The organism is Microbacterium sp. Soil_C_42, from assembly GCF_057656735.1.
Genome location: NZ_JBDGJU010000016.1, coordinates 1 through 19,654 on the forward strand (window position 1 = coordinate 1; position 19,654 = coordinate 19,654).

The 19,654-nt window shown below is 69.9% G+C and carries 20 protein-coding genes and 1 pseudogene; 16 read left to right on the top strand and 5 right to left on the bottom strand.

The features are described 5' to 3' along the window. The first annotated feature begins 46 nt into the window (after positions 1-46). Both AC3A46_RS11170 and AC3A46_RS11175 read left to right on the top strand, forming a co-directional pair. The gene (locus AC3A46_RS11170; protein ID WP_487665236.1) at positions 47-415 is read left to right on the top strand and encodes a sterol carrier family protein; all 369 of its coding nucleotides are present in this window, start codon (positions 47-49) and stop codon (positions 413-415) included. A 220-nt stretch (positions 416-635) separates the two neighbouring features. Next, positions 636-989 (top strand): potassium transporter Trk, encoded by a 354-nt coding sequence (locus AC3A46_RS11175; protein WP_487665237.1) that lies wholly within the window; start codon positions 636-638, stop codon positions 987-989. 9 nt (positions 990-998) lie between these two features. Here the strand turns inward: AC3A46_RS11175 and AC3A46_RS11180 are convergent, their stop codons facing one another. Further along, on the bottom strand, positions 999-1,610 hold the full coding sequence (locus AC3A46_RS11180) for a zinc-binding alcohol dehydrogenase (protein ID WP_487665238.1): 612 nt from the start codon (positions 1,608-1,610) through the stop codon (positions 999-1,001). A 132-nt stretch (positions 1,611-1,742) separates the two neighbouring features. Between AC3A46_RS11180 and purM the strand changes: the two genes are divergently transcribed. Genes purM through AC3A46_RS11195 form a run of 3 tightly spaced genes read left to right on the top strand, consistent with a single transcriptional unit; the run spans position 1,743 to position 5,682 of the window. Continuing rightward, positions 1,743-2,894, top strand: a complete 1,152-nt coding sequence (gene purM, locus AC3A46_RS11185; RefSeq protein ID WP_487665239.1) for a phosphoribosylformylglycinamidine cyclo-ligase — start codon at positions 1,743-1,745, stop codon at positions 2,892-2,894. A 36-nt stretch (positions 2,895-2,930) separates the two neighbouring features. Next, positions 2,931-4,391 carry an amidophosphoribosyltransferase gene (purF, locus tag AC3A46_RS11190; protein ID WP_487665240.1) on the top strand — a complete coding sequence of 487 codons (1,461 nt, stop codon included), beginning with the start codon at positions 2,931-2,933 and terminating at the stop codon, positions 4,389-4,391. Between the two features lie 52 nt (positions 4,392-4,443). Next, positions 4,444-5,682, top strand: a complete 1,239-nt coding sequence (locus tag AC3A46_RS11195) for an MFS transporter (protein ID WP_487665241.1) — start codon at positions 4,444-4,446, stop codon at positions 5,680-5,682. Positions 5,683-5,763: 81 nt separating this feature from the next. Here AC3A46_RS11195 and AC3A46_RS11200 read toward each other — a convergent pair whose 3' ends face one another. Further along, on the bottom strand, positions 5,764-5,958 hold the full coding sequence (locus tag AC3A46_RS11200; protein ID WP_045296302.1) for a DUF3073 domain-containing protein: 195 nt from the start codon (positions 5,956-5,958) through the stop codon (positions 5,764-5,766). Positions 5,959-6,127: 169 nt separating this feature from the next. Here AC3A46_RS11200 and AC3A46_RS11205 point away from each other — a divergent pair, with 169 nt between their 5' ends. Next, entirely contained in the window at positions 6,128-6,667 is a 540-nt protein-coding gene (locus AC3A46_RS11205; RefSeq protein WP_487665242.1) for a universal stress protein, read from the top strand. Between the two features lie 153 nt (positions 6,668-6,820). Here the strand turns inward: AC3A46_RS11205 and AC3A46_RS11210 are convergent, their stop codons facing one another. Together AC3A46_RS11210 and AC3A46_RS11215 are read right to left on the bottom strand one after the other, a co-directional pair. After that, positions 6,821-7,429, bottom strand: coding sequence for a PadR family transcriptional regulator (locus AC3A46_RS11210; protein WP_487665311.1), 609 nt, complete (start codon positions 7,427-7,429; stop codon positions 6,821-6,823). Between the two features lie 5 nt (positions 7,430-7,434). Beyond that, positions 7,435-8,397 (bottom strand): DUF4097 family beta strand repeat-containing protein, encoded by a 963-nt coding sequence (locus tag AC3A46_RS11215; RefSeq protein WP_487665243.1) that lies wholly within the window; start codon positions 8,395-8,397, stop codon positions 7,435-7,437. Positions 8,398-8,611: 214 nt separating this feature from the next. On the opposite strand from AC3A46_RS11215, the gene AC3A46_RS11220 reads away from it, so the two are divergent. After that, positions 8,612-9,394 carry a MerR family transcriptional regulator gene (locus tag AC3A46_RS11220; protein ID WP_487665244.1) on the top strand — a complete coding sequence of 261 codons (783 nt, stop codon included), beginning with the start codon at positions 8,612-8,614 and terminating at the stop codon, positions 9,392-9,394. 150 nt (positions 9,395-9,544) lie between these two features. Here AC3A46_RS11220 and AC3A46_RS11225 read toward each other — a convergent pair whose 3' ends face one another. Further along, on the bottom strand, positions 9,545-9,709 hold the full coding sequence (locus tag AC3A46_RS11225) for a DUF2207 domain-containing protein (RefSeq protein WP_162239839.1): 165 nt from the start codon (positions 9,707-9,709) through the stop codon (positions 9,545-9,547). Between the two features lie 215 nt (positions 9,710-9,924). Here AC3A46_RS11225 and AC3A46_RS11230 point away from each other — a divergent pair, with 215 nt between their 5' ends. The 9 genes and pseudogenes from AC3A46_RS11230 (at position 9,925) to AC3A46_RS11270 (ending at position 19,624) form a co-directional block, all read left to right on the top strand. After that, the gene (locus AC3A46_RS11230) at positions 9,925-10,809 is read left to right on the top strand and encodes an SDR family oxidoreductase (RefSeq protein WP_487665245.1); all 885 of its coding nucleotides are present in this window, start codon (positions 9,925-9,927) and stop codon (positions 10,807-10,809) included. Between the two features lie 36 nt (positions 10,810-10,845). Next, a complete protein-coding gene (locus AC3A46_RS11235; protein WP_487665246.1) occupies positions 10,846-11,112 on the top strand; it encodes a DUF7218 family protein in 267 nt (88 codons plus the stop codon). Between the two features lie 72 nt (positions 11,113-11,184). Beyond that, positions 11,185-12,153 carry a DNA topoisomerase IB gene (locus tag AC3A46_RS11240; RefSeq protein ID WP_487665247.1) on the top strand — a complete coding sequence of 323 codons (969 nt, stop codon included), beginning with the start codon at positions 11,185-11,187 and terminating at the stop codon, positions 12,151-12,153. A gap of 167 nt (positions 12,154-12,320) precedes the next feature. After that, entirely contained in the window at positions 12,321-12,734 is a 414-nt protein-coding gene (locus AC3A46_RS11245) for a fluoride efflux transporter FluC (protein ID WP_487665248.1), read from the top strand. Continuing rightward, entirely contained in the window at positions 12,731-13,102 is a 372-nt protein-coding gene (gene crcB / locus AC3A46_RS11250; RefSeq protein WP_487665249.1) for a fluoride efflux transporter CrcB, read from the top strand. The genes AC3A46_RS11245 and crcB overlap by 4 nt, the downstream gene beginning before the upstream one ends. Before the next feature lie 91 nt (positions 13,103-13,193). After that, positions 13,194-16,427, top strand: a pseudogene (locus tag AC3A46_RS11255) (efflux RND transporter permease subunit); the annotation flags it as partial. A 1,249-nt stretch (positions 16,428-17,676) separates the two neighbouring features. Next, the gene (locus AC3A46_RS11260) at positions 17,677-18,255 is read left to right on the top strand and encodes a VanZ family protein (protein ID WP_487665250.1); all 579 of its coding nucleotides are present in this window, start codon (positions 17,677-17,679) and stop codon (positions 18,253-18,255) included. Positions 18,256-18,449: 194 nt separating this feature from the next. Further along, positions 18,450-18,911: a pyridoxamine 5'-phosphate oxidase family protein gene (locus AC3A46_RS11265; protein WP_487665251.1), complete on the top strand. Its 462-nt coding sequence runs from the start codon at positions 18,450-18,452 to the stop codon at positions 18,909-18,911. Positions 18,912-18,991: 80 nt separating this feature from the next. After that, positions 18,992-19,624, top strand: coding sequence for a hypothetical protein (locus AC3A46_RS11270; protein WP_487665252.1), 633 nt, complete (start codon positions 18,992-18,994; stop codon positions 19,622-19,624). The last annotated feature ends 30 nt before the right edge of the window (positions 19,625-19,654 follow it).

The window sequence follows — 19,654 nt, forward strand, 5'->3', positions numbered from 1 at the left end:
GCGGCGCGAGGCGCGCGGCGCGAGGCGCGGGGCGTAGCGTGGAGGGGTGGCCCGCAAGATCTCGACCGACGACGGCCGCGCCGCCCTGAGCGCGGTCGCGGCGGCGGTGGAGGCATCCGTCCCGCCCGCCCGCACCGACAACGCGACGGCCGTGCGCTACCTGCTGCAGCTGCTCGCCGAGAAGGCGCCGGGCAATTCCGTCGAGGTGCGCGTGCCGCCGTTCGGTGCGGTGCAGGTGGTCGAGGGGCCCCGGCACACGCGCGGCACCCCGCCGAACGTCGTCGAGACGGATCCCGCGACCTGGATCGCCCTCGCGACCGGTGCGGAGCAGTGGACGGATGCTGCGACCGCGGGCCGCATCAGCGCCTCGGGCACGCGAGCCGACATCTCGGACCTCCTGCCCCTCCGCCCCTGAGTGGTCGGCCGGCAACCGACTCGTCGCCCAGCCCCGACCCGCGTCTCTTCCCTTGTTGCCATGCGCCGCCGAACGCGGCGCCTCGAGAGAGGGGAGCCCCTGGGTGTCCGCCGAACGCGGCACCTCGTGGCAGGGGAGCAGGTGCCGATCGGTCGCGGCGGCGCGGGGCGCCGCCTTTCCCATGGGCGCATTCCCGCCCGCCGGGTGGGACAATGGGTGCATGCCCGAGCACAGCCAGGACCGCATCGAGACCGTGCGCGTGCGGCGCGCACCGAAGATCTCGGTGTTCCTGATCGTCGGGGCACTGGTCGGCGTCTTCGTCGCGATGATCCTCACGTTCGCGTTCAACGGCACCGCCGACGCCAGCCCGAACACCGGGGTCATGTACTCGCAGGGTCAGGTGTTCGGCTTCCTGGCGCTCATCTGCGCCCCGATCGGCCTCGCACTCGGCGGCGTCCTCGCGCTGATCCTCGACCGCCGGTCACGGCGTCACACGCACCAGGTCACGGTCGACCACGAGCAGGTGCACGTCGATCCGGAGCCCGGCACCAACGGCCACGGCCCGGCCCACTGAGCCCGAGAGCTACGCCAGCTCGGCGATGATCGGGTGGATCGCGGCGTCGAACGCCGCGACATCGCCCCGCAGTCCGTCGGTGACGGCGATCGTGAGAGAGCCGATCCACCACACCCCGCGCTGATTCAGCGGCAGCACCTGCACGTTGAGCTCGAACGAGTGCGCCCGCCGGCCGACCTGCCGCTCATGCTCGGCGATCGCCCCCGCGTAGGCGCGGTACGCCGTGCCCGTGCTGTGCGACGCCTCTTTTCGGTACCGCGCGTTCGCCGACTGCGCGAACGCCACCGCCTCGATCGCATGCGGTTCGAAGGCCGCGCGCAGCTCCTCGCATCCCTCGGTGGGGAGGGCGAGCGCGGTGTCGAAGCCGTCGACGAGAGCGAGGGGGACCGGCGACGGATGCGCCTGCGGCTCGACGGTCATCGCCCAGAACTCGCGCCACTGCCGTTCGAGCAGCGCCTGGGCCTCTTCGGACCGGTCGTTCGCGCGGGGAGGGATGCCGCGCAGGTGCGGAAGCTCCTCGGGAGACCGGATGCCGAGCACCTGGCGCAGGTAGAGGGCGAGGAGAACGGGCTGACCGGCGTCTTCGCGGATCAGCCACTCCGGAGTACCGGCGCCGCCCATGTGGCCATTGTAGAACCGGGCATCGACGTCGAGGCGGGGCTGACAAGCGTGATCAGGACGGATGCCGCGACCCGGCGTAACAGCGGCGGTCTCCGGCATCCGTCCAGGCGGCGCGCCGGTAGGCTGGTAGCCGTGGCCTCATCCGAACGCGATGCCCCCTCCCGCCCCGAAGAGCCCGTGAACCCGTACGCGGCTGCCGGCGTCGACACCGCCGCCGGCGACCTCGCCGTCGAGCTGATGAAGTCGGCGGTGCGGCGCACCCACGGCCCCGAGGTGCTCGGGGGCGTCGGCGGCTTCGCCGGACTCTTCGACGCGGCCGCGTTCAAGGCCTATGACAAGCCGCTGCTGGCCACCAGCACCGACGGCGTCGGCACGAAGGTCGCCATCGCGCAGGCCATCGACAAGCACGACACGATCGGGCAGGATCTCGTCGGCATGGTCGTCGACGACATCGTCGTGGTCGGCGCGAAGCCGCTCTTCATGACCGACTACATCGCGTGCGGCAAGGTCTTCCCCCAGCGCATCGCCGACATCGTCCGCGGCATCGCCGAGGGCTGCGAGGCCACCGGTACGGCGCTCGTCGGCGGCGAGACCGCCGAGCACCCGGGTCTTCTGGGCGTCAACGACTACGACGTCGCGGGTGCCGCGACCGGCGTCGTCGAGGCCGACCGCGTGCTGGGCGCCGAGCGGGTGCGCGAGGGCGACGTCGTCCTGGCGCTTGCGAGCTCGGGCCTGCACTCCAACGGCTACTCGCTGGTGCGGCACATCGTGGCGGGCTCCGGCATCCAGTACGGCGACAACGCCGCCGACTTCGGCACGACGTGGGGCGAGGCCCTGCTCGAGCCGACGCGCCTCTACACGCTGCCGCTGCTGCGCCTCATCGAGGCGACAGGCGACGCGGTGCACTCCCTCAGTCACGTCACCGGCGGAGGCATCGCCGCGAACCTCGCGCGCGTGCTCCCGCAGAGCACGTGGGTCGAGGTCGATCGCTCGACGTGGTCGCCCTCGCCGGTGTTCCGCGTCCTCGCCGACCTGGGCGGCCTCGAGCTCGAGGCGACCGAGGGCACCTGGAACCTCGGCATCGGGTTCCTCGCGGTCGTGGCCTCCGACAAGGCCGAGGCCGCAGCATCCGCTCTCTCCCGTGACGGCATCGCGACGTGGCAGGTGGGTGTCGTGCGCACCGGCGACCGCCCGGCCGACGGCCATTGGGAGCAGGGCGCCAAGGGCGTCGACGGCGGCGCGGTGCGCCTCGTCGGCGCGTACGCAGACCACGCGGCTCACTGAGCCGCAGTCAGAACACAGCAGGAGCAGGCAACACCCATGTGTGGAATCGTCGGAATGGTGGGCCGCGGCTCCGTCAACCAGGAGATCTACGACTCCCTCCTCCTCCTCCAGCACCGGGGTCAGGACTCCACGGGCATCTCGACCGCCGAGCGCAACGGCGTCGTGCACATGCACAAGGTCAAGGGGCAGGTGCGCGAGTCGTTCCGCACGCGCGACATGCGCGCGCTCCTCGGCGAGATCGGCCTCGGTCACGTCCGCTACGCGACCAAGGGCACGGCGTCGAACGAGGAAGAGGCGCAGCCTTTCTACGTGAACGCCCCGTACGGCATCGTGCTGGTGCACAACGGCAACCTCACCAACACGCGTGAGCTCACCGAGGAGCTGTTCCACAAGGACCGCCGCCACCTCAACACGTCCTCCGACACGGAGCTGCTGGTCAACGTCCTCGCGAACGAGCTGCAGTCCTCGATCTCGGGCCTCGAGCTCGACCCGGCGCAGGTCTTCCACGCGGTCAGCCGCGTGCACGAGCGCGTCGAGGGTTCGTACGCGGCGATCGCGCTGATCGCGGGCTACGGCCTGCTGGCGTTCCGCGACCCCTTCGGCATCCGTCCCCTCATCCTCGGCACGCGCAAGAACGACGACGGCCACTATGAGTGGGTCGTCACGAGCGAGTCGCTCGTGCTCGAGAACGGCGAGTTCGAGGTCGTGCGCGACGTCGACCCGGGGGAGGCCGTCTTCATCGACCTCGAGGGCAACCTGCACACGCAGCAGTGCGCGACCGACCCGCAGCTCGTGCCGTGCTCGTTCGAGTATGTCTACCTCGCCCGTCCCGACTCCGTGATGAACGGGATCTCGGTGTACGAGGCGCGTCTGCGCATGGGCGACCGGCTCGCCGACACCATCGCGAAGTACACGCCGAAGGAAGCGATCGACGTCGTCATGCCGATCCCCGACTCGTCGCGCCCGGCTGCCATGCAGGTGGCCCGCAAGCTCGGCGTCGAGTACCGCGAGGGCTTCTACAAGAACCGATATGTCGGCCGGACGTTCATCATGCCCGGCCAGGCCGTGCGCAAGAAGAGCGTGCGCCAGAAGCTCAACGCCATGTCGAGCGAGTTCAAGGGCAAGAACGTGCTCCTCATCGACGACTCCATCGTGCGCGGCACGACGTCGAAGGAGATCATCCAGATGGCACGGGATGCCGGGGCCAAGAGCGTCACGTTCGCCTCGGCCGCGCCGCCCGTGCGTTACCCGCACGTCTACGGCATCAACATGCCGTCGCGTCACGAGCTGGTGGCCCACGGCCGCACGATCCCCGAGATCGCGGAGGAGCTCGGCGCCGACTTCGTCGTCTACCAGGAGGTCGAAGACCTCAAGGCGGCGATCCTCGAGGGCTCCGACGTCGCGGATCTCGACATGAGCTGCTTCGACGGCCGCTACATCACCGGCACCGTCACCGACGAGTACCTCGCCTGGGTCGAGGGCTCGCAGGAGTCCTGACCTCCCGCACGCGCCGGGCCGAGGCATCCGTTCCCGCCCGTAGGGTGGACAGGTGACGTCGTCTCCTGCCCGCCCGCTCTGGCAGGGGAGGACCCTCGCGCTCGTCGGGATCGTGCTGTTCGCGTTCTCGCTGCGTTCGGCGGTCGCCTCGCTGTCGCCGCTCTACGACCACATCGCGGCGGACTTCGCGGTCCCGCCCGCGGTCATCGGGCTCATCGGCACGGCGCCGCCCGTGTGCTTCGCGATCTTCGGGCTGCTGACGCCCGCCCTCGAGCGCCGGTTCGGGCTCGAACGCCTCGCGGTCGCGGCCATGGCGGTGGTGACGCTCGGGCTCGTCGCACGCAGCTTCGCGCCGAGCTGGGGGCTGCTGCTCGCCGGCACAGCGCTGGTGTTCGCCGCGGTCGGCACGGGCAACATCCTGCTGCCGCCGCTCGTGAAGCGGTACTTCCCCGACCGCATCGGCCTGATGACGACGATCTTCTCGACCACCATGGCCGTGTCGACCTTCCTGCCGCCCCTCATCGCCGTTCCGATGGCGGATGCTGCGGACTGGCACCTCTCGCTGGGCGTCTGGGCCGTCTTCGCCCTGGTCGCGATGATCCCGTGGATCGGTCTCGCGCTGCGCCACCGCGCCGAGCAGGCCGAGAAGGACGAAGAGGACTTCGAGGAGCCGAGCCCTCAGGCCCTGGGCCGCATGTGGCGGATCCCGCTCGCATGGGCGCTGCTGGTCTCGTTCGCGGTGTCGAGCACGATCGCGTACACCTCGTTCGCGTGGCTGCCCCAGCTGCTCGTCGACATCGCGGGCGTCACGCCCGCCACGGCCGGTGCGCTGCTGTCGCTCTTCGGATTCATGGGGCTGCCGGCATCCCTCGTGGTGCCGCTGCTCGTCACGCGATGGAACGCCACGCGACTGCTGTTCGGGGTGTCGGTCGCGTGCGGGTTCGCCGGCATCGCCGGGTTCCTCTTCGTGCCGACGGCCGCGCCGTGGCTCTGGGTGGTGCTGCTCGGGCTCGCGCCGCTGCTGTTCCCGATGATCCTCGTGCTGCTCGGTCTGCGCACGCGCACCCACGAGGGCTCTGTGGCGCTGAGCGGGTTCGCGCAGAGCGGCGGCTACGCCATCGCCGCGCTGTTCCCGTTCGGCATCGGTCTGCTCCACGAGGCGACGGACTCGTGGACGGGCCCGCTCATCGTGCTGGCGATCGTCGTGGCCGCCGCGATCCCCGCGGGCGTCGTCGCTGCGCGCCCCCACACCGTCGAGGACGACTGGGAGCGCCGGCACGGAGCCTGGTGAGGCCTCCGCGATGCCTGGTGAGGCATCCGGGGTCGACGAACACCGATCAGGCCGCCTCAGCGGCGGCCGACGTGCAAGGTGTTACGCCTGCGACGACGAGAGCGGCGAGGTCTCGTCCTCGTCTTCGTCGTTGTACTGGTCGGCCCACTTGTCGACGTACTCGTCGTCATGGTGACCGAGCTCGCGCTCGAGTGCGGAGTAGTTCACGTTGTACGTGTCGTACTTCAGCTCACGGGCGATCTTGGTGTGCTTCGCCTTCTGACGGCCACGCCCCATGCGAGACCCCCTCATTTAAGGTCGCGGGCTATTTTCGGAGGCTCTCGGCCTCGCAAACCCGGGCATTCACGAATCCGGCTTCGAACCGGTAAGAGTAGCATTCAGGATAACACGGAGCCCCGGTAACCCGGCCGTTCCGACGCCAGTGGTGGACGAGGAGTGCGGACATATGACCGACGAGGCATCCGAGCCGGAAGGCGAGGCGACGACCGATGCGAGCCTGCACGGGGCGGTGATCGCGGGTGTGATCCCCGACCAGTCGCCGCGTGTCCTGAAGGAGGCGGCGCGCTATGCGAAGCTGCTTCAGGCCCCCCTCGTGATCGTGCACGTCGACATCACGCGCTTCGTCACCTACGAGGACCCCGACGGGTACGTCCACTCCGCGCCGATCGACATCAACATCGCGGCCGGCGAGGGTGAGTTCGCGAAGGTGCAGGATGCCGCAGCATCCGTCCTCGGTGATTCCGGGCCGGAATGGACTGTGCGCCAGCTCGTCGGCGACCCTGCGATGGCCATCAAGCACTTCGCCGACGAGATCGACGCGCGCCTGCTCGTCGTCGGCACGCGCAAGCGCGGCTTCGGCGAGTCGGTCCGCGAGTTCTTCACCGGCTCTGTCGGCGCGCGCCTCGCGCACCGCCAGCACCGCCCGATCCTGATCGTCCCGCTCGGCGAGCCCGTGCCCGACGACGAGGAGATCTGGCCCGCCTGAGCCCCGGTTCGGCCCGGCTTCGCGCCGCCCTTCAACGGGTGAGACGACAGCCGGCCGACGAGACCCTGGGTGAATCCCGAGGTCTTGTCGGCCGGCTGTCGTCTCACTGGTTCGGGTTGTGTCCCGATTCGTGCGAGTGGCGGATGCTGCGGCTCAGCCGCGCAGCGCGCGCGTCACGTCGCGCGCGACACGGTCGAGCTCCGCGGCGAGCTGGTCGACCACCTCGGCGGCGAGTTCGCCGCCGCGGGCCACGTGGACGCGGACGTCGCCGCGCACGTTGGCGCGGAACTCGTTCACGAGGGCGTCGACGCGCTGCGCCTGCTCGCGGCTGCGCACCCGCGGGTCGTCCTCGCGCGAGGGCTGCGGTGTCGTCTGGCGCTCCTCGCGCGATGCGGCGGCGAGGTCGGCGCGGAGGCTCTTCATCGCCTCGCGGACGCTCCCGCGCACCTCGTCGGCGATGAGCCGCACCGAGTCGGCGAGGCCGGCCTCGATGCCCTCGAGCTCGCCCGCGCGCGACTGCACCTCGGCGTGGCCGGCCTCGGTGATCGCGTACACGGTCTTGCGACCGTCGACGGCCTTGGTCACGAGGCCCTCCTCTTCGAGCTTCGCCAGACGCGGATAGATGGTGCCGGCGCTCGGGGTGTAGGTGCCCCCGGTGCGGTCCGACAGGGCCTGCATGATGTCGTAGCCGTGGCGCGGCCCTTCATCGAGCAGGTTCAGCAGGTACAGGCGAAGATCGCCGTGCGAGAAGACCGGGGCCATGGTGCTCACAGCCCTTCTCGGTCGAAGCCGTCCGCCGCTTCACCGGCGGCCGCTTCGTCGACACCCGCAGTGGGGGCCGACGACTCGGCGGAAGCCGGAGCCGACGTCGGGGCGTCGACGGACGCGTGGGGCGCAGCATCCGTCACCGGAGACGCCGCGCGGCGCAGCACGGTGATGTCGCCCGAGACGCTGTGGGCGCGCACGTCGGCGAAGCGGCCCGAGAGCTCGCCGACGGAGCCGGCGTAGTTGGTGGTCGGGCCGGTGCCGTTGCCGGAGCGCACGACGCCGTCCACCTGGACCTTGCCGCTCACGCTGCGGATGACGTAGTTGGCCGGGTGGCCCTCGTCGAGGCGCACGGTCGCGGTGCCGCTGACGGTGTTGAGGCCGACCGAGAGGATGTCGCCGGCCGAGTCCACGAGCACCGAGCCCGAGACCGTGTCGATGGTGGCCTTGCGGAGGGTTCCGGTGGCGGCCACGTCGCCCGAGACGCTGTTGGCGTTGAGCGAGCCGACGAGCTCGCGCACCTGCACGTCGCCCGAGACCGCGTTGACCGACAGGTCGCCGGTGAGACCGTCCACGATGATGTCGCCCGACACGGTGTTGAGCGAGGCGTTGTTCTGCAGGCCCGAGACGAGGGCGCTGGCACTGACGACGCCGAGGGTGAGGGCGACCTCGCGGGGGACCGCGACGCTGATCTCGGCCTTCGGGCCGGAGGTGCCGAAGTTGCGGAACACCTCGAGGAAGTTGTCCCATCGCAACTGGGGGTGGTCGATCTCGACGTGGTCGTCGGCGACCTCGATGCGGAGGTCCTTGACGGTGACGTCGTGCACTTCGATGCGGACGCCGGGTTCGTCGTGGGCGATCACATCGATCTGTCCGCCGACGAGGCCGATCTTGAGCGTGCGCACGTCCTCGATGTCGATGACGCGCGTCTCGCCCGGGTGGATGATCCACTTCTCCAGGGTCATGACTGCTTCTCCTGCGTATCTCTGGGTGTTGGTCGGAGTCGCGATATATCGCGTGATGAGAGACTAACACGATATATCGCGTCTGTGTCAAGGTGCGGGCCTCGATCCTCAGGTTGCCCCCAGCCGGACCGTGAGTGGATGCTGCGGCTTGACCTTGACGCAGCGTCAACCTTTAGCGTTGTCAGCGACGACGAACAGACGAGAGGAGGTCGTCATGGACGACGAGCAGGAGTGGTCGATCCAGCAGATCGCGAAACTCGCCGGCACCACCAGCCGCACGCTGCGTCACTACGACGACATCGGCCTGCTCGCGCCGTCGAGCATCGGCCACAACGGCTACCGGTATTACGGTCAGGCCGCGCTCGTGCGGCTGCAGCGCATTCTGCTCCTGCGCGAGCTCGGACTCGGGCTGCCGCAGATCGCTGCGGTGATCGAGCGGGAGACCGACGAGGTGCCCGCCCTCGAGGCGCACCTCGCGTGGCTCCGGCAGGAGCAGAGCCGACTGGCGCGGCAGATCGCGTCTGTCGAGAACACGATCAGTGCAGTGAGAGGAGGTGAACGACTGGTGGCAGAGAACATGTTCGACGGCTTCGACCACACGCAGTACAAGGACGAGGTCGAACAGCGCTGGGGCAAGAAGGCGTACGCCGACAGCGACCGCTGGTGGCGCTCGATGAGCGCCGACGAGAAGGCGACGTGGCAGCAGCGTGTCTCGGATCTCGGCCGTGACTGGATCGCGGCCGCGGAATCCGGCATCGCCCCGGACAGCGACGAGGCCCAGGCGGTCGCGAAGCGGCACGTCGAGTGGCTGAGGGGCATCCCCGGAACGCCCGCGGCGGCGCCCGGCGGCGACGTGAAGGCGTACGTGATCGGCCTCGGCGAGATGTACGTCGCCGACCCGCGCTTCGCCGCGCATTACGCGACGGCCCAGGGCGGCACGCACGGCGCAGAGTTCGTGCGCGACGCGCTCCGCGCGTACGCGGACTCGAACCTGTAGCCCGCTTCGCTCACCCGTCGCGATGTGCCGGTCCGACCGACAATCCGCGACAGCTGAGCGGGAAGAGTGCCGAGCGCGAGAAGACGGACGGATGCCGCGGCCAGCAGTGGCCGCGGCATCCGTCCGTCAACTGAGCCTGTGGTGCAGGGATCAGGTGCGTCGTCCGCCGCTGATCACTCGGAACAAGAAGGCGATCAGGGCGATGACGCCGACGATGATGGCCACCCACAGCAGCCAGCTCAGCGCCGTATTCAAGCCGCCGACGATCGCAAGGATGATCGCGACGACGATGATGATGATGAGGGCGAGGTTCATAGGAGGTTCTCCTTCTTCTTCGTCGATGCATGTGATGCATCGCGTGCCTCGTGGGCACACTTCGACAGTGTCACCCGGAGGGCAGGGTCCGTAGGGGGTTGACGACCCTCGTCGGCCGGTGATACGTCGGGCCCACCGGCGTTGCGCTTAGGGCGGTCCGACGGGCGCTGTCAACCCCCGTGAGCGTTCGGGACCGCGTCCGTAGCTTCGCGGGTATGAGCACATCCGCGACCGATCCGACGACCGCTCACCACGAGGACGGCTTTCCGGCGCAGCGCCAGGAGCAGCCGGGCCTCACCGAGGAGATGCGACCCGAGCCCGACCACGGCGAACGCACGTATCAGGGGGCGCTCCGCCTCTCCGAGCGACGGGCGCTCATCACCGGGGGCGACTCCGGCATCGGCCGGGCGGTCGCGATCGCATACGCCCGCGAGGGTGCGGACGTCGCGCTGACCCACATGCCCGAAGAGCAGGAGGACGCCGACGCCACCGCGCGCTGGATCACCGAGAGCGGTGCGCGAGCGCTGGCGCTCGAGGGCGATCTGCGCGACGAGGGCTTCTGCGCCGAGATCGTCGAGCGGACGGTCGGCGAGCTCGGAGGACTCGACGTGCTCGTGCTCAATGCCGCGTACCAGAAGGATCGCGACGGCATCGAGAATCTCGAGACCGAAGAGCTGGACCGCGTCTTCCGCACCAACCTCTACGCGCAGATGTTCACCGCGCGCGCCGCGATCCCCCACCTGAAGCCCGGATCGTCGATCATCGTCACCACCTCGATCCAGGCGTTCAGCCCCTCGCCGTCGCTCATCGACTACGCGATGACCAAGGCGGCGCAGGTCGCGTTCGTCAAAGCGCTCGCCGAGGATCTCGGACCGAAGGGCATCCGCGTCAACGGCGTCGCGCCGGGGCCGATCTGGACGCCGCTCATCCCCGCCACGGGATGGGATGCCGAGCGCCTGGCGACGTTCGGACAGGACACGCCGCTGGGACGCGCGGGTCAGCCCGCGGAGCTCGCCGGTGCGTACGTCTACCTCGCGAGCGATGACGCGTCGTTCACCTCGGGCGCGATCCTGCCCGTGACCGGAGGAAAGGGCCTGTGACACCCGCCCCCGCGGCGGTGGACGAAGGAGGAAGCCATGCCAGGAGGACGCGGATCGAACCTCAAGGACCGCGAGCTGTACGAGGAGCTCCGCAAGGACGGCGCCTCGAAGGAGAAGGCCGCGCGCATCTCGAACGCCGCGGCGGCGCAGGGCCGCAAGACGGTGGGCAGGCGCGGTGCGAACGCGAAGGACTACGACGATCGCACGGTGCCCGAGCTGCGCAAGCGCGCGAAGGAGCTGGGCTTGACGGGGTACTCGGGCAAGAGGAAGTCCGAGCTCATCTCGATGATTCGCAATCACTGACGCGGCGGGGGACGCGGCCGGCGGGTCACCCGAGCCCGTCGGCCGCCCTCGCGATCCCGGTAGCGTGAACGGATGCCGAAGCTCGCCCGCGTCCGTCCCTACGAGGATCCCGGCTTCCGCAGGTTGCGCGCGGGGTCGGGATTCCGCTACCTCGACGCGAAGGGTCGTACGCCGGCGCCGCGGCATCTGGACCGTATCCACGCTCTGGTGATACCGCCCGCGTGGCAGGACGTGTGGATCAGCACGCGGCCCGACGGGCACATCCAGGCGGTGGGTGTCGACGACGCCGGCCGCCGCCAGTACGTCTACCACCCCGACTGGACTACGGGCCGAGACCGCGGCAAGTTCGCCCGGTCGCTCGCGCTCGCCGAGGCGCTGCCGCGGGCGCGGGCGCGCGTCACCACGTCCATCCGCCGCGAGGCGCTCGACCGCGAGCGGGTGCTGGCCGTGGCGTTCCGACTGCTCGACGACGCCGCGCCGCGCATCGGCTCGGAGCGCTACCTCGCCGCGCACGGCAGCCGGGGCCTCACGACCCTGCAGCGACGGGATGTCTCGGTCGAGGCATCCGTCGTCTCCTTCGCGTTTCCGGGCAAGAGCGGCAAGCACCAGGTGCTCGAGCTCGACGACGCCGACCTCGCCGCCGCGATGGAGCTGCTGGCGGCGGGCCGGCCGCGGTCCCCGCTGCTCGCGTGGCAGCGCAGTGGACGCCGCGTGGCGCTGACGCCGGCGGAGGTCAACGCGTACGTGCGGGCGCTCACGGGCGGGAAGTTCACCGCCAAGGACTTCCGGACGCTCCGGGGAACGATCCTCGCCGCCGAGGCGCTCGCGCGCATCGGCACCGTCGACACCAAGACCGACCGCAAGCGCGCCGAGGTGCTCGCCGTGCGCGCGACGGCCGAGGCGCTCGGCAACACCCCGGCGGTCGCGCGGGGGTCATACATCGACCCGCGGGTCTTCACGCGGTACCGCGAGGGGAACCTGCTCGACCTCTCGATCACGCCGGAGTCCGCGATCCGCGGGCTGCTGCGGCCCGGGCGCTGAGCCGGCGTTGCGACCGCGCTCGGGACGTTTCGACTCGCTCGTTCCTCGCTCGCTCAACGAGCGAGAATTCGCTCGCTCAACGAGCGAATTTCCCGCGGAGCGCGCTCTGGCGCGCGAAGTCGAAACGCCCTGGATATCCGGGATCATCGGGCGAGTAGCGTGAAGGGATGCCGCAGCCCGTCGATCCCCGGATCCTCGGGGTGACGGTGGCCGGCGGGGCGATCGGCGTCCTCGCCCGGGCGCTCGTGCTCGACCCGGTGACCGAACCCACGGCGGTGCCGTGGGTGACGCTCGGGATCAACGTGGTCGGATCCCTCATCCTCGGGGTCGTCGTCGGCTGGCTCGATGATCGGCGGCCGGTGCTCCGCTCGTTCCTCGGGACGGGGATCATGGGCGGCTTCACGACCTACAGCGCGTTCGCGGTGGCCACTGCGCTGTGGGTCGCGACACCGTGGATGGCGGCGGGGCTGGCGGCAGCATCCGTCGTCGCGGGTGTCGTCGGCGCGATCGTCGGACTGTTCATCGGACGCCGGATCGCCGACCGCCCGGGCGAGATCGAGCACCCGGAGGACGCCGAGTGAGCCCGTGGCTGCTCGTCGCCGCGCTCGCCGGCGGCGTCGGCGCGGGGCTGCGGTACGTCGTCGACCGGTGGCTGACCCCGGCGGACGGTGCACGTTTCCCGGTGGGGATCCTCGTGGTCAACGTGTCGGGCTCGTTCGTGCTCGGCGTGATCACCGGGCTCGGCACGGCCATCGCGCCGGAGTTCTCGCTCGTGCTCGGGCTCGGCCTGCTCGGTGGATACACGACCTTCAGCACGGTCTCGGTCGAGACCGTGCTGCTCGCTCAGCGGAAGCGCTGGCGGCACGCCGCCCTCAACCTCTTCGGCACGCTCGCGCTCGCCGCCATCGCGGCGGGTCTCGGCCTCCTCCTCGGGGGAGCGGTTTCATGAGAGCCGCATGAAATACTGAAACGCGATACATCTCCGTATCGAGCGGGCTCGCGCCCTCCCCCTGCATCACCTCACCAGCGAAGGCCCCCGTGTGTCGAACCTCGCCGTTCTGAGTCTCAAGAACCGCGCGCTCATCGCGCTCATCACGATCGTCGCCGCCATCTTCGGCGGGCTCGCGCTCACGAACCTCAAGCAGGAACTGATCCCGTCGATCGAGTTCCCCGCGCTCATCGTCGTCTCGACGTACCCGGGCGCGTCGCCCGAGGTGGTGAGCAACGACGTGTCGGTGCCCATCGAGACCGCCATCCAGGGCGTTCCAGGGCTCGAGTCGACGAGTGCGACGAGCACGACGAACGCCTCGATCGTGCAGGCGTCCTTCACCTACGGCACAGACCTCGCGACCGCCGAGCAGAAGATGACGCAGGCGATCAACCGCATCAAGTCGCAGCTGCCGACGGGCGTCGAGCCGAGCGTCATCTCGGCGAGCATCGACGACTTCCCCGTCATCCAGCTGGCCGTGACCGGCTACGACGACGAGGCGACCGTCCAAGCGCAGCTCGAGGCATCCGTCATCCCGGATCTCGAGGATGTCGCGGGTGTCAACGCCGCGCAGATCGTCGGCGGCGTGGGCCAGCGCGTCACGATCACGCCCGACCAGGCGAAGCTTGCCGAGGCCGGCTACACGCAGCAGGCGATCCGCGATGCGCTCGACCAGAACGGCGTGCTGTTCCCGGGTGGCGAGATCACCGAGGGCGACGAGACGCTGACGGTGCAGACCGGCTCGAAGATCTCGTCGGTCGACGAGATCGCGGCGCTGCCGCTCGTGCCGTCGACGGCTGACCAGTTCGTCGCAGGCCCGAAGTCCATCGGCGACGTCTCGACCGTCGCCGAAGAGGCCGACCCGGTCACGACCATCTCGCGCGTGAACGGCGAGCCGGCGCTCACGATCGCGGTCACGAAGCTGCCCGCCGCGAACACGGTCGACGTGTCGCGCGGCGTGCTCGCGGTGCTGCCCGACCTCGAGGACTCGCTCGACGGCGCCGAGTTCACGGTCGTGTTCGACCAGGCGCCGTACATCCAGGAGTCGATCGACACCCTCGCGAAGGAGGGCCTGCTCGGCCTCGTCTTCGCGGTGATCGTGATCTTCATCTTCCTGCTGTCGGTGCGCTCGACGCTCGTCGCGGCGATCTCGATCCCGACCAGCATCCTGATCACGTTCATCGGGCTGCAGGCGTTCGGCTACTCGCTCAACATCCTGACGCTCGGGGCGATCACGATCGCGATCGGGCGTGTGGTCGACGACTCCATCGTCGTGATCGAGAACATCAAGAGGCATTACGTCGGCGATGCAGACAAGGGCGACTCCATCCGCCGGGCGGTGCGCGAGGTGGCCTCGGCCATCACGGCGTCGACGATCGTGACCGTCGCGGTGTTCCTGCCCATCGCGTTCGTCGGCGATGTCACGGGCGAGCTGTTCCGCCCGTTCGCGATGACCGTGACGATCGCCATGACCGCGTCGCTCTTCGTGGCGCTCACCATCGTTCCGGTGCTCGCCTACTGGTTCCTCAAGCCCGGCAAGCCGATCCTCGACGCCGAGGGCGTCGCGGTCGACCCGGAGGACCCGGCCGCGCCGCCGAGCCGCCTGCAGAAGTCGTACCTGCCGATCCTCCGCTGGACGCTCAAGCACTCGTGGATCACGCTCGCCCTCGCCGTGCTGGTGCTCGTCGGCACGATCGCCGCCGCTCCCTTCATGAAGACGAACTTCCTCGGCGACTCGGGCCAGAACACCTTCACGATGACGCAGGAGATCGGCCCGGCCCCCTCGCTCGAGGCCGAGAGCGCCGCCGCGGAGCAGGTCGAAGAGGTGCTCCTCGACATCGACGGCATCGAGACCGTGCAGGCGTCGATCGGCTCCAGCGGCTCGGCCCTGCGCGACGCCTTCTCGGGCGGCGGCAGCGGCATCACGTACTCGATCACCACCGACCCGGGCGTCGACCAGGTCGCGCTGCGCGAAGAGGTGCAGGACGCGGTCGCCGACCTCGACGACGCCGGTGAGATCACGGTCGCCGCGGGTGGCGGCGGCTTCGGCTCGACCGACATCGCGATCGACGTGACGGCCCCCGATTCGTCGACACTTCAGGACGCGACGGATGCCGTCATCTCGGCCGTCGAAGGAGCCGACGGCGTGGGCCAGGTCACGAGCAACCTGTCGGCCTCGCTGCCGTACATCGCCGTGACCGTGGATCGCGACAAGGCCGCGGAGCTCGGTCTCTCGGAGGTCGCGGTCGGCGCGCTGGTGTCGAACACGATGCAGCCGCAGTCGATCGGCACCGTCGAGATCGACGACACGTCGCTCACGGTCTACCTCGCGGCGTCCGAGACGCCCGCGTCGCTCGACGACCTGCGCCGGCTGCAGGTGCCGAGCGCCACCGGCCCGATCCCGCTCGAGCAGGTCGCGACCGTCGAAGAGAGCGAAGGCCCGACCTCGATCACCACCGAGGGTGGCCAGCGCACCTCGACCGTCACGGTGACCCCGTCGACCGACAACCTCCAGACCGCGACGGCCTCGGTCACGACTGCGCTCGCCGACGCCGACCTTCCGCCGTCGGCCGACGCGACGCTCGGCGGTGTCGTGACCCAGCAGCAGGACGCCTTCTCGCAGCTCGGCCTGGCGCTGCTCGCGGCGATCCTGATCGTCTACATCGTGATGGTCGCGACCTTCAAGTCGCTGCGCCAGCCGCTGCTGCTGCTCGTGTCGGTGCCGTTCGCGGCGACCGGCGCGATCCTGCTGCAGATCATCACGGGCGTGCCGCTCGGCGTCGCGTCGCTCATCGGTGTGCTGATGCTGATCGGCATCGTGGTGACGAACGCGATCGTGCTCGTCGACCTCGTGAACCAGTACCGCGAGAAGGGCCTCACCGCGCACGACGCGACGGTGGCCGGCGGCTCGCGACGTCTCCGCCCGATCCTCATGACGGCGCTCGCGACGATCTTCGCGCTCACGCCCATGGCGCTCGGCATCACCGGGCAGGGCGGCTTCATCTCGCAGCCCCTCGCGATCGTCGTGATCGGCGGCCTCGTGTCGTCGACCGTGCTGACGCTGCTGGTGCTGCCGACGCTGTACAACCTCGTCGAGGGTGCGAAGGAGCGGCGCATCGAGCGGCGCAAGCGCCGCGACGAGGGCGAGGGCGAGGGCGGTGGCCCGGCTCCGGAGGGCGATGGACCGGATGGCGGGACGGATGCTGCGACCGCGGGTGTGCTCGTGGGTGCGGGTGCCGCTGCCGGTGCGGCTGGTGCCGAGGGCGCGAGTGACGTTGCGGGTTCGGGTGCAGGCGGTGATGGCGATGCTGCAGGGGTTGCCGGCGGTGCAGCGTTCGAGACCCGGCGGCAGCGTCGTCAGCGTGCGGTGGGCGGCTCGGCCGCTGCCGAGACCGCCGAGGTAGCCGTGCCCGAGATCGAGGAAGGCCCCGACATCGAGGTGTCGGACTCGACCCCGGCACCGGTCGAGGCCGGGCCAGCGGGCGAGGTCGAGCCTGGCGTCGCGGCCGGGGTTGCTGCGCCGGAGGCGGACGCCGAGGTCGCCGCGCCAGCGGGCGAGGTGGAGCCCGATGTCGAGGCCAGCGTTGCTGCGCCGGAGGCCGAGGTCGAGCCGGAGGGCGAGCTTGCTGCGCCGGAGACCGAGGCCGATCCGGAGGTGGGGGAGCCCGGCGTGGCATCCGCTCCGGAGGTTTCGGATGCTGAGCGTGCGGACGTGAATGAGGCTGACGCTGCTCAGCCGTCCGATGCGGACGCGTCGGACGACGCCTCGGCGCCGGAGAGCACGGAGTCGGGGGACGGCGACGGGCTGGGCGGCGAGGCGGCCGAGGCCGCGGACTCCACGCCCGGAGCGATTGATGAGGCGGCGTCGGGGGAGACTCCCGATGAGCCGGAGCCCGTCGCCGAGCCTGAGTCCGTCGCTGCGTCGGACGAGATCGGTGAGCCGACGAGTGGCTCTCTGGAAGAGACGAGCACCGAGTCGGAGCCGGTGGACTCGCACGCCTCCACAGAGCGCTCAGCGGAAGACGGCGACAGCGCTGCGGGACCTGACCAGGCCGACGTCACGGTCGAGGAGACGGAGCCACACGCCGGTGATGCCTCACCCGCAGGCGACGTGTCCGGCGGGGCCGAGAGCAGCGAGGACCGTCCCCGCGACGACCGCTGACACAGGTCGGCGTCCTAGCCGGATTGCCGACGCGACTCTCGGTGTGGCCGTGCTGGAGGACCGCCCATCGGTGCGCCCGAGACCAGCTCGCAGGGAGAGGGGGTCGCAGCTCGACGACCCGAACGCCTGGCCTGCGCCCCGAGGAACGCATACCGCGGGGCGATGCGTGGTGGTTGTGGAACCATTGAACGGATGACCGAAGACGCACGATCTCTGTGGGATGCGGAGGCGGAGGGCTTCGATGATGCGGCCGACCACGCAACTGACCGGTAGACGACCCTCCTTTGCACATCGACCTAAGTGTCTTGCCTCGGCGGGTGAGCGCCGATTGAATCGGCTCGGCGGTTCGGAGGGTCGCGCGAGATGATGCCGTGTGACCAATTCGGCCGAGCCTCACTCGCGTCGCAGCCGCGGCATCCTCCTCATCGCGTTCGCGGTGTATCTCGCACTGCTGGCATGGGTGGTGCTCTGGAAGCTCGAGGCCCCCTGGATCGGCGATGCCGTGGGCCTGTACCGGCCGATCAAGCTGGTGCCGTTCGTGCCGAGCGGACAGGCGGGAGCAAGTACGCCGACGGAGCTGCTGATCAACCTGGTGCTGTTCGTGCCGTTCGGTCTCTTCACCGCTGCGCTGGCGCCGTCCTGGGCGTGGTGGAAGTCCGGCGTCGCTGCGCTGGCGGCGAGCCTCGTGCTGGAGACGGTGCAGCATCTCATCTCGACCGGAAGCTTCGATACCACCGACCTCATCGTCAACACCGCGGGCGCGCTCCTCGGATGGGCGATCTTCGTCGCCGTGCGCAGGCTGTCGGGAGCCCGCACGCCGGCCGTCATGACACGCATCTGCGTGATCGTCTCGGCGCTCGCTCTCGTCGCAGCCGTCGCTTTCGTCGCCTCCCCACTGAACTACGGCCCCCAGCGCGACGTCGTGGTCGAGCATCCGACACCGGCACGCTAGCGCCCACCACTCAGCAGTTCACCGACTCGCATTGACGACGTGGGTACGGCGCGTTCATGGACCGTGATCCGGGGGCGGCCCGCCGTCGCGTCGAAGATCGAACGTCCGTGGGTCCCCTTCGTGATCGGGGCCAGCCATAGCCATCGTCGACCGCGACCGATAACGTCGGTGTTGGAATCCGCAAAGGAGCGGCGATGAGCACCTCAATGCACGGCGTGTCCTTGCTGGAAGATCCGGTCGCGCAGCAGTTGCTCGCGTCTCCGCTCCTGGCCAGGCTTGCGTACAACTGGTCCGATGGAACGCCCCGGGTCGTGCCCATATGGTTCCACTGGGACGGTCAGAACGTCGTCGTGGCCAGTCCGCCCGGCGCGCCGAAGGTGAAGGTGTTGGGCAGCCGGCCCGAAGTCGCCGTCACCATCGACACCGAGACGTTCCCCTACCGAGTGCTGTCGATCCGAGGGCGAGCGGAGATGGACATGCTCAATGATGTCGCACCCGAGTACGCCGCAGCGGCGGAACGATACTTCGGCGAGGAACAGGGACGAGCGTGGGTCGGGCAACTCCGCGGCCGGCCGATGTGTCGAATTCGTATCGTGCCCGAGTGGGTCAACATCCTCGACTTCGAAACGCGTCTGCCGAGCGCCCTGAGCTTGTAGTGGGCTGTGGCTAGGCACTCCGCGTCCCGTCAAGGCAAGCGCCAGGCTGGGACCGATTCCTCGCCGGGGAACGCCGTCTGATGTTCGCCGACCGATCACGACGCTGGCGCGCGGTTCTCGCCGGCCTCGGAGGACTGTGGTCGCTGGCGATCCTGCCGTTCCCGGCGACGGAGTTCGGAGTGCCGCTGTGGAGCTGGGTCTTCCACTACCGGGCGTACTTCTGGGCGCGTGAGGCCGTCCATGATCCGTACATCGTCTTCGGGGCGCTGTCGGCGTTGTCCTTCCTGGCCATCGGACTCGCGATGCTCCCGGATCTCCGGCGAGCCGGATGGGGCGGCGCGGTCATGGCATGGCTGGTCATCGCCGGGGCGCCGGTCACCGCGCTCAGCTACCTCAATACCCCGAAAGAAGCGCCGATGCACTTCCTGTGGGGGGCAGAGGGATACGTGCTCATCGCCGTCGGGCTGGCCGGCATCCTCGCCGCAGTGACGGCCGGACCACGCTGGCATCGGGGGGTGCGGATCATGCTGGGACTGACCCTGCCGCTGCTCGTCGCGGGCACCCTCGCCACGGGCTACTGGCCACACGGCCCTCTCGTCGTGCTCGGAATCGAGGCGATCGTGATCATCCTCACCGCCCCGAAGGCCGCGGATTGGACGGAACCAGCGCCCCCTGGCTCACGCATCGAACGGCTCGCAGCCGGGGACGCATGATGGCAGGTCCGGCGGCCCGTGGTCCGCCGG

Excerpts from the sequence above, each read along its gene's own strand:
- AC3A46_RS11175 (WP_487665237.1), top strand. The coding sequence starts at position 636 with ATGCCCGAGCACAGCCAGGACCGCATCGAGACCGTGCGCGTGCGGCGC.
- AC3A46_RS11180 (WP_487665238.1), bottom strand. The coding sequence starts at position 1,610 with ATGGGCGGCGCCGGTACTCCGGAGTGGCTGATCCGCGAAGACGCCGGT.
- purF (WP_487665240.1), top strand. The coding sequence starts at position 2,931 with ATGTGTGGAATCGTCGGAATGGTGGGCCGCGGCTCCGTCAACCAGGAG.
- AC3A46_RS11200 (WP_045296302.1), bottom strand. The coding sequence starts at position 5,958 with ATGGGGCGTGGCCGTCAGAAGGCGAAGCACACCAAGATCGCCCGTGAG.
- AC3A46_RS11205 (WP_487665242.1), top strand. The coding sequence starts at position 6,128 with ATGACCGACGAGGCATCCGAGCCGGAAGGCGAGGCGACGACCGATGCG.
- AC3A46_RS11210 (WP_487665311.1), bottom strand. The coding sequence starts at position 7,429 with ATGGCCCCGGTCTTCTCGCACGGCGATCTTCGCCTGTACCTGCTGAAC.
- AC3A46_RS11215 (WP_487665243.1), bottom strand. The coding sequence starts at position 8,397 with ATGACCCTGGAGAAGTGGATCATCCACCCGGGCGAGACGCGCGTCATC.
- AC3A46_RS11220 (WP_487665244.1), top strand. The coding sequence starts at position 8,612 with ATGGACGACGAGCAGGAGTGGTCGATCCAGCAGATCGCGAAACTCGCC.
- AC3A46_RS11225 (WP_162239839.1), bottom strand. The coding sequence starts at position 9,709 with ATGAACCTCGCCCTCATCATCATCATCGTCGTCGCGATCATCCTTGCG.
- AC3A46_RS11230 (WP_487665245.1), top strand. The coding sequence starts at position 9,925 with ATGAGCACATCCGCGACCGATCCGACGACCGCTCACCACGAGGACGGC.
- AC3A46_RS11235 (WP_487665246.1), top strand. The coding sequence starts at position 10,846 with ATGCCAGGAGGACGCGGATCGAACCTCAAGGACCGCGAGCTGTACGAG.
- AC3A46_RS11240 (WP_487665247.1), top strand. The coding sequence starts at position 11,185 with ATGCCGAAGCTCGCCCGCGTCCGTCCCTACGAGGATCCCGGCTTCCGC.
- AC3A46_RS11245 (WP_487665248.1), top strand. The coding sequence starts at position 12,321 with ATGCCGCAGCCCGTCGATCCCCGGATCCTCGGGGTGACGGTGGCCGGC.
- AC3A46_RS11265 (WP_487665251.1), top strand. The coding sequence starts at position 18,450 with ATGAGCACCTCAATGCACGGCGTGTCCTTGCTGGAAGATCCGGTCGCG.
- AC3A46_RS11270 (WP_487665252.1), top strand. The coding sequence starts at position 18,992 with ATGTTCGCCGACCGATCACGACGCTGGCGCGCGGTTCTCGCCGGCCTC.